We start from the raw sequence: 7,486 nt of genomic DNA on the forward strand, positions 1-7,486 counted from the left end.
GTAGTACTAACCCACCCTACCTACGACACCCCAACAAAAAGCCCGGCCGAGCGGCCGGGCTTTTGATCTCTGCGATGGACGCGAGAAACGCTTACGCGGCCTCGTCGGCGACCGTGGCGCCATCGGCGTCGTCGGCATCGCCCTCGGCATCCGTATCGGCCTCGCCATCGGCGGCTTCCGCCTTGGCGCCGGTGCGGCGCGGGCTCTTGGCGAGCTGGGCTTCGATCTCCTTGACCGCTTCGGTCTCGGTCGAGTGCTGCACCACCGCGATCTCGCGCGACAGACGATCGAGCGCCGCTTCATAGAGCTGGCGTTCGCTGTAGGACTGCTCGGGCTGCGATTCGGAGCGGTAGAGATCGCGCACCACTTCCGCGATCGCGACGATGTCACCAGAATTGATCTTCGCTTCGTACTCCTGGGCGCGGCGCGACCACATGGTGCGCTTGACGCGGGCGCGGCCCTTGAGCGTCTCGAGCGCCTTCTTGACCAGCGCAGGCTCGGAGAGCTTGCGCATGCCGACGTTGGCGACCTTCGCGGTCGGAACGCGCAGCGTCATCTTGTCCTTGATGAAGTTGATGACGAACAGCTCGAGCTTGGCACCGGCGATCTCCTGCTCCTCGATGGCCAGAATCTGGCCGACGCCGTGAGCGGGATAGACGACGAATTCGTTGGCTTTGAAGCCCTGGCGCTGGGTCACGACCTTCTTTTCCTCGACCTTCGGCGCGGGTGCAGCGGCCTTCACGGCCGGCTTGGCAGCGACGGGGGCCTTGGCAGGGGCGGCAGCAACAGGCGCCTTCGAAGCAGCAGGCTTGTGAGCGGGGGCCTTATGAGCGGGAGCCTTGGAAAGGGCAGCCTTGGACGTGGCAGCCTTGGACGTGGCAGCCTTGGCAGCAGGCTTGGAAACGGTCGCTTTCGCGGCAGTTTTGGCAGTCTTATGAGGCATTGCGCTTCTTTTGTTCTTCGAGGACTTTGCAGCCGGCGCCTTGGCAGCGGCCCGACCCTTGGATGCGCTACGGCTGGCCGCGGCGACTTTTTTGGCCTCCTTATGGGAAGCCCTCGCTGAAGTACTCTTTTTACGCGTTTTCTGTGACACAGCCTGCGCGCGGAAACTGCCACGCCCCTGTTCGACATTTGGTTTCACGGGAACCCAGAGGGGCCAAGTGGGCTGACGGGGTTCAGCTTGATGTGCCCAATATAGCACATTTCCCGCAAAAATCAATGATTTAGGGGTCTAGAGGGCTGGTTTTCGGCTCGTTTGAAGCTAATAGGGTTAAGTTTGAGCCTGAATTAGTCGCCCGAGCCGGGGTTCGGCGAAAAATACTTCTCGAACTTGCCTTCCATCCCGTCGAATTCCTTGGCGTCGGCGGGTGATTCTTTCTTCTGGGTGATGTTCGGCCAGCTCTTGGCATAGTCAGCGTTGACCGAAAGCCACTTTTCCAGGCCCGGTTCCGTGTCCGGCTTGATGGCGTCGGCGGGGCATTCCGGCTCGCACACGCCGCAATCGATGCACTCGTCCGGATGGATGACGAGCATGTTCTCACCCTCATAGAAACAGTCGACCGGGCAGACCTCGACGCAGTCGGTGTACTTGCACTTGATGCAGGCTTCAGTGACGACGTAAGTCATCCAACGCTCCGAAAAGCTCTTTTAAAAGTCGCGGCTTGCGTAGCGCGGATGGCCCGGCGCTGCAAGGTCGGGGACGGCCGATCATGACGGCTTTCCGCGTGTGATCGACCAAGAAATGAATGTAAGGCGCAATTAATTGCGCTTCTAGTTGTGCTTCGCCTCGCCGAGCTCCTCGTAGAGCACGCGCGCCGAAGCAGCATCGCCGCGGCGCTCATTGAAGGCGGCCACTTTCAGGACGCGCACGGTGCGATCGAGCGCGATCGTCAGCACGTCGCCGATCTTGACCGCATGCCCCGGCGACTTCTCGCGCACGCCATTGATGCGGACGTGGCCGGTTTCGACGAGCTCAGCCGCCGAGGTGCGCGCCTTCACCACCCGCGCATGCCACAGCCATTTGTCGAGGCGCTGCCGTTCGGTCGTGGGCGTTGTTCCTCTTCCTTCCGCTTGGCTATTCCTTGCGCCCCGCGAGCTGCTCCTTCAGCGCGGCGAGCTTGGCGAAGGGCGAGTTCGGATCGATCGGACGATCGCGCTCGCGCGGATTCGCGCTCGATGCGTAGGGACGCAGCGACGGGCCGCCCTGGCGGTCGCGGCCCTTGTCGCGGTCGCGGCCACGATTGTCGCGGCCCTTGTCGCGATCGCCGCCGAACTTGCCCTTGTTGCGATCGCGATCCTTGTCGCGATCCTTGCCCTGATCTCTACCTTGGAAGCTGCGGTTCTCGCGTCCCTGGTTCTCGCGTCCGTCCTGGCGCGGCGCGCCGTCGGCGCCGGCCTCACGGGGCTTGCGGAAATCCTTGCCGCCATCCCTGCGATGACCGCCATGGCGATGACGCTCGGCGCGCTTCTCGCCATCGGCCGCCGGCGCCGCTTCGCCCTCTGCCGGTGCAGCACCTGCCTGGGCGCCGTCCTGCGCACGCGGCTGATTGTGGTGACGCTGGTGGCGATGGCGCTCGTGGCGCGGCTTGCGATCCTCGTGACGGCCGGCGGGACGCCAGACCTCGACGAGCTCGGGCTCCGCGGGTGCGGGTTCCACGGGCGCAGCGGCATCGGCCGATGTGGCGGCTTCCGTTGCGGCGGTCTCTGCGGGCGCAGCTTCGAGGCCGGCAGCCTCGGCGGGTGCTGTCGCTTCTTCAACCGGCGGTGCGATGCCAGGGGCATCTTCCGGCGTGACCGCGGCTTCGCTTGATGCTTCCAGCGCAGGCTCGGCCTCAGGCGCGTCGTGCTGCTCCATGCCGGGCGCGTCTTCGACCGTGACCGGCTCGGCGGCGGCTTCGGTGGATGCAGTCGGTTCCTCCGGCAGGCCGGCAACGGCCTCGGCGGCGGTCTCGGTTGAGGTCTCGCTCGACGTCTCTGCGCTGCCCTCGGCGGGCACAGTCTCGGCCGCGACCGTCTCTGCGACAGCCGCCGCCGGCTTCGGCGGCAACGGCGCGCGCTTTTCCATGCGATAGCCGAGCGCGCGCAGGACCGAGGCGAAATCTTCGCCGGCCGAGCCGGTGAGCGAGGTCATCGCCTGCGTCACGACAAAACCGCGGCCGTCGAACGCGCCGGCCGGCTTTTCGCCGGGCGAATTCTCGCGCCACGACAGCGCCGGGCGGATCAGATCGGCGAGCCGTTCCAGAATGTCGACGCGCACGGCGCGCTCGCCGGCCTGCTTGTAGCCGAGCACGCGATAGGCATCGCGCGGCAGCTGCTTGTCGACCGGGAACGAGGTGCGGCCCGAGCTTGCCAGATGCTGCGCGCCTGACAGCGACGACAGATCGACATTGTCCTGCTTCAGCGCCCACAGCAGCGCGGCGAGCGCACGCGCCGCGGGCTTCAACAGGCCGGGGAAATAGAGGTGATAGGCGCCGAAGCGGACGCCGTATTTGCGCAACACAGCGCGCGAGGGCTGGTCGAGATCCTTCAGGTCGCTCGCAATCTTCGGCCGCTCCAGCACGCCGAGCGCCTCGACGAGCTGATAGGCGATGCCGCGGGCAATGCCGGTGACGTCAGCCGCCTTCGACAGCTCGAACATCGGCCCGAGCAGCTTTTCGATATGCGTCTTGAGCCAGAGATCGAGGCGGGCCTGCACTTTCTCCCGCGGCGGCCCGGAGAGGCGCTCGTCGGAGATGATGCGGATGCGCGGATGCAGCGCCTCGTCTGCGGCGGTCAGCCGCGCCACCGCGTCGCCGGTCCAGCGGATGGTGCCGTCGGACGTCAGCACGAACTGCTCGTCCGGCGCATTGCCCAATTTTTCGGCGCGCGCATTGATCTCGCCGGCGAGCACCGCCTGGGCGGCAGCCTGCAAGGCTTTCGCATCCGAGCCGGCTTCCGCCGCATCCGGTGCAAAGGTGAAGCCATCGAGGCGGCCGATGACATGGCCTTCGACGATCACTTCGCCGGTCTTGCCGATTTCCGTATTCAAGCTCGTGTTCTCCCGCAGGCGGCGCATCAATACACTGGTCCGACGATCAACGAAACGCTCAGTCAAGCGTTCATGGAGCGCATCCGATAATTTATTTTCGATCTCCCGCGCGATCCCCTGCCAGTGTTCGGGGTCCGCGAGCCAGTCCGGCCGGTTGGCGACGAAGGTCCAGGTGCGGATCTGCGCGATCCGGGCCGACAGCGTGTCGATGTCGCCGTCGACGCGGTCGGCCTGGTCGATCTGGGAAGCGAACCAGGCGTCGGGAATGCGGCCCTTCTGCATCAGGAAGCCGTACAGCGTGGTGACGAGCTCGGCGTGGGCGGCCGGCGACAGCTTTCGGTAATCCGGGACCTGGCAGGCTTCCCACAGCCGTTCCACGGCCGTCTTGCCATGTGCGATATCGCGCACCTCGACGTCGCGGGCGGCGTGATCGAGCACCCGCATGTCCTCCGCGATCGGCGCGCGCGTCAGGGACTCGTGGCCGGGGGCGAGGTTCAGCGACACCTGGAGCGCGCCGAGCGAGGCGAAATCCAGCCTCGCATTGCGCCACTGCAAGACCTTGACGCTGTCGAAGGTGTGGTTCTGCAGCGCATTGACGAGTTCGGGTTCGAACGGCGCGCAGCGGCCGGTGGTGCCGAAGGTGCCGTTGCGCGTGGCGCGCCCGGCGCGGCCGGCGATCTGCGAGAACTCGGACGGCGTCAGGCGGCGGAACTGGTGGCCGTCGAACTTGCGGTCGGAGGCAAAGGCGACGTGGTCGACGTCGAGATTGAGGCCCATGCCGACCGCGTCGGTGGCGACGAGATAATCGACGTCGCCGTTCTGGAACATCGCCACCTGCGCATTGCGCGTCCGCGGTGACAGCGATCCCAGCACCACCGCGGCGCCGCCATGCTGGCGGCGGATCAGCTCGGCGATGGCGTAGACTTCATCGGCGGAGAACGCGACGATCGCGGTGCGCCGCGGCTGGCGCGTGATCTTGCGGTCACCGGCGAATTCGAGCTGCGACAGCCGCGGCCGCGTGATCATGGAAACGCCGGGCAAGAGGCGCTCGATGATCGGGCGCATCGTCGCAGCCCCGAGCAGCAGCGTCTCGTCGCGGCCGCGGCGGTTGAGGATGCGGTCGGTGAAGACGTGGCCGCGTTCGAGATCAGACGCGATCTGGACCTCGTCGACGGCGAGGAAGGAGACGTCGAGGTCGCGCGGCATCGCCTCGACGGTCGAAACCCAATAGCGCGGCGCCTTCGGCTTGATCTTCTCCTCGCCGGTGATCAGCGCGACGGCCTCCGGCCCGGCGCGATCGGCGATCTTGTTGTAGACCTCGCGCGCGAGCAGCCGCAGCGGCAGCCCGATCATGCCGGACGAATGCGCCAGCATCCGCTCGATGGCCAGATGGGTCTTGCCGGTGTTGGTCGGCCCGAGCACCGCAGTGACGCCAGCACCGGGGGCGCGCTCGGAGGCGAAGGGGGAGGAGGAAAAGGGCATCTAGGGGGATAGGTAATGACGGTTTGGGGCGAATGTCAGTGCTGTTTGAGGCGGCGGCGCGAAGCGCTCATCGCGCATACACACCGCGGTCATCGCCCGGCTCGACCGGGCGATCCAGTATTCCAGAGGCGGCGCAGATCAAGCCGAGAGGGCGCGGCGTACTGGATGCCCCGGTCAGGCCGGGGCATGACAGCGGAGAATGCGGCGACGCTCCCCAATCCTCGCGCAACTGTCTCACTTTGCGACGCTTTTCCCGTTGGCTTTAAGCTTCGGAACGACTCCAGAACGAATCGCGGCCGAATCGCTGACGCCGTGTTGAGTCCTGTTCCGTTCACGCAAGATGTCGCGGGACGCTGGTTTGACTCGCACTAGATGGAGTTTCGCGCTGTCGCACAAGCGGCGTTTGCGTGGCGGGTTTCTTAAAGCTGGGGACGGCGCGGAGTCGAATCAGAATCGGGGAGGAGTCAAATGGATTCGCGTGGGCGGCCTCTCCAAACTCATTTTCGTGAAAACAACCCCATGCACAGTAGGTAAGCGATTGAAGTAACGAGCTTCTTTACCGGCCAAACTCTCTCCGCTCGTCATTCCGGGGCGCGCGCAGCGCGAGCCCGGAATCCATCGCACAACAGTCTCCGCGGCCTGATGGATTCTCAGATGCGCAATTGCGCATCATAGCTCGCGACTTTGTCGCGCCCCGGAATGACGGCGGTGGGTGTGGCGGGGACGGAGCCAGAGAAGCGGGCGCAGGGCGGAGGGCATCCCCTACTGCGTCTTCGCCACCCTTGGCGGCTGGGCTGAGGTGATGAAGCTCGTCGCTTCCAGCATCGCCGGCCCGAGCGGCGTCGGCACTTTCAGCCAGAACGGGACCAGGATCCGCGTGCCCGCGACGGGAGCGAAGGCGATCTCGATGTTGCGCTGGGCGGCGAGGTATTTGATCACGGGGCGGTCGGGGATGTAGCCGGCGACGGGGACGAAATACAGCGAGCAGACCACGACCGGGCCGCGATAGCCCTTTTCCGCCTTCACCGTTTCCATGCGCTTGAAATCGAGCTTGAGCTCGTAGCGCATGCGGCCGTCGAACACCGGCGCGGAATTTTTGCAGGCCTCCGCCGACAAGGGATCGCCGGTGCCGGGCACGCGCAGCAGCGAGGCCGTCATCGGGTCCCAGACGCCGCGGCGATGCGCCTCGGTGACGACGATGCGATCGGCATCGACCGGCGGCTCCGGCAGAATCGCAAAGTCCTTCACATTGCCCTTGTCCAGCGTGATGCGGATCTCTTCGGTCTTCTTCGAGGTGGTGGTGGAGGCCTGGTAGCCGGTCGCGACCAGCGCGCCGTTGACGACGCGGCCCTGCGAGGCGCCGGTGCCGGAGCCGTTGGCGATCGATTTCAGCAGCCCCGAGGTGCCGCCCGAGGCCGCCGCGGAAAACACATCGTCCTGGATGTCGATGTTCCAGGCGCCCTTGCCGACGGGAATGCCGGCCAGCGTCGCCTCGTACTGCGCCTCGAGCTTGCCTTGCGCCGCCGCGGGCTTCGCCTCCCAGGCGAAAGCCAGGGCGCAAAGCGCGGCCAGAGCCAGCCGGCCGGCGCGATGCAGCCGGGGCAGATGAGGGGTCAGGGTCAGCACGAAGCCATCCAATGGGGCCGTCAGGCCTTGTTAGTTAAGCCAAATATTGCGGCAAACAATGTGTCCGGGCGCAAGGCCATGGGAACTCCAGGCGACTTTTCGGGTGCGATTACGCCCTTTATGTGATGGTAAGCGGTTTTAATCATTGCCGTTTTGGTGATTGCGCAACCGCGGGCTCGAATACCTCTCCCGCGTGCGGGAGAGGTCGGCGCGACCGGGCGATGCGAAGCATCGTCCCGCGCGCCGGGTGAGGGTTCTCTCCTCTTGGGGACACCAGCCGTGATAACGACTGCCCCTCTGCGGAGACAGCCCCCACCCCGGCCCTCCCCCGCAAGCGGGAGAGGGAGTACA

4 protein-coding genes and 1 pseudogene are annotated in these 7,486 nt (G+C 65.7%); all 5 read right to left on the reverse strand.

Annotated features, from left to right (window positions below; genetic code table 11):
• Nucleotides 1-91: 91 nt before the first annotated feature.
• Nucleotides 92-943, reverse strand: coding sequence for a CarD family transcriptional regulator (locus FXV83_RS38080; RefSeq protein ID WP_187436453.1), 852 nt, complete (start codon nt 941-943; stop codon nt 92-94).
• Nucleotides 944-1,287: 344 nt separating this feature from the next.
• A complete protein-coding gene (gene fdxA, locus FXV83_RS38085; protein WP_027545217.1) occupies nt 1,288-1,626 on the reverse strand; it encodes a ferredoxin FdxA in 339 nt (112 codons plus the stop codon).
• Between the two features lie 144 nt (nt 1,627-1,770).
• Nucleotides 1,771-2,040, reverse strand: a pseudogene (locus FXV83_RS38090) (RNA-binding S4 domain-containing protein); the annotation flags it as partial.
• A gap of 34 nt (nt 2,041-2,074) precedes the next feature.
• Nucleotides 2,075-5,509, reverse strand: a complete 3,435-nt coding sequence (locus FXV83_RS38095; protein ID WP_148745013.1) for a helicase-related protein — start codon at nt 5,507-5,509, stop codon at nt 2,075-2,077.
• A 762-nt stretch (nt 5,510-6,271) separates the two neighbouring features.
• Nucleotides 6,272-7,081 (reverse strand): DUF3108 domain-containing protein, encoded by an 810-nt coding sequence (locus tag FXV83_RS38100; RefSeq protein ID WP_187436454.1) that lies wholly within the window; start codon nt 7,079-7,081, stop codon nt 6,272-6,274.
• Nucleotides 7,082-7,486: the final 405 nt, after the last annotated feature.

Origin of the sequence: Bradyrhizobium hipponense (genome assembly GCF_008123965.1) — a bacterium.
Classification (GTDB): Bacteria; Pseudomonadota; Alphaproteobacteria; order Rhizobiales; family Xanthobacteraceae; genus Bradyrhizobium; species Bradyrhizobium hipponense.

Bases quoted from the DNA above. Each gene is read 5' to 3' on its own strand.
- FXV83_RS38080 (WP_187436453.1), bottom strand. From the start codon at position 943: ATGCCTCATAAGACTGCCAAAACTGCCGCGAAAGCGACCGTTTCCAAG.
- fdxA (WP_027545217.1), bottom strand. From the start codon at position 1,626: ATGACTTACGTCGTCACTGAAGCCTGCATCAAGTGCAAGTACACCGAC.
- FXV83_RS38095 (WP_148745013.1), bottom strand. From the start codon at position 5,509: ATGCCCTTTTCCTCCTCCCCCTTCGCCTCCGAGCGCGCCCCCGGTGCT.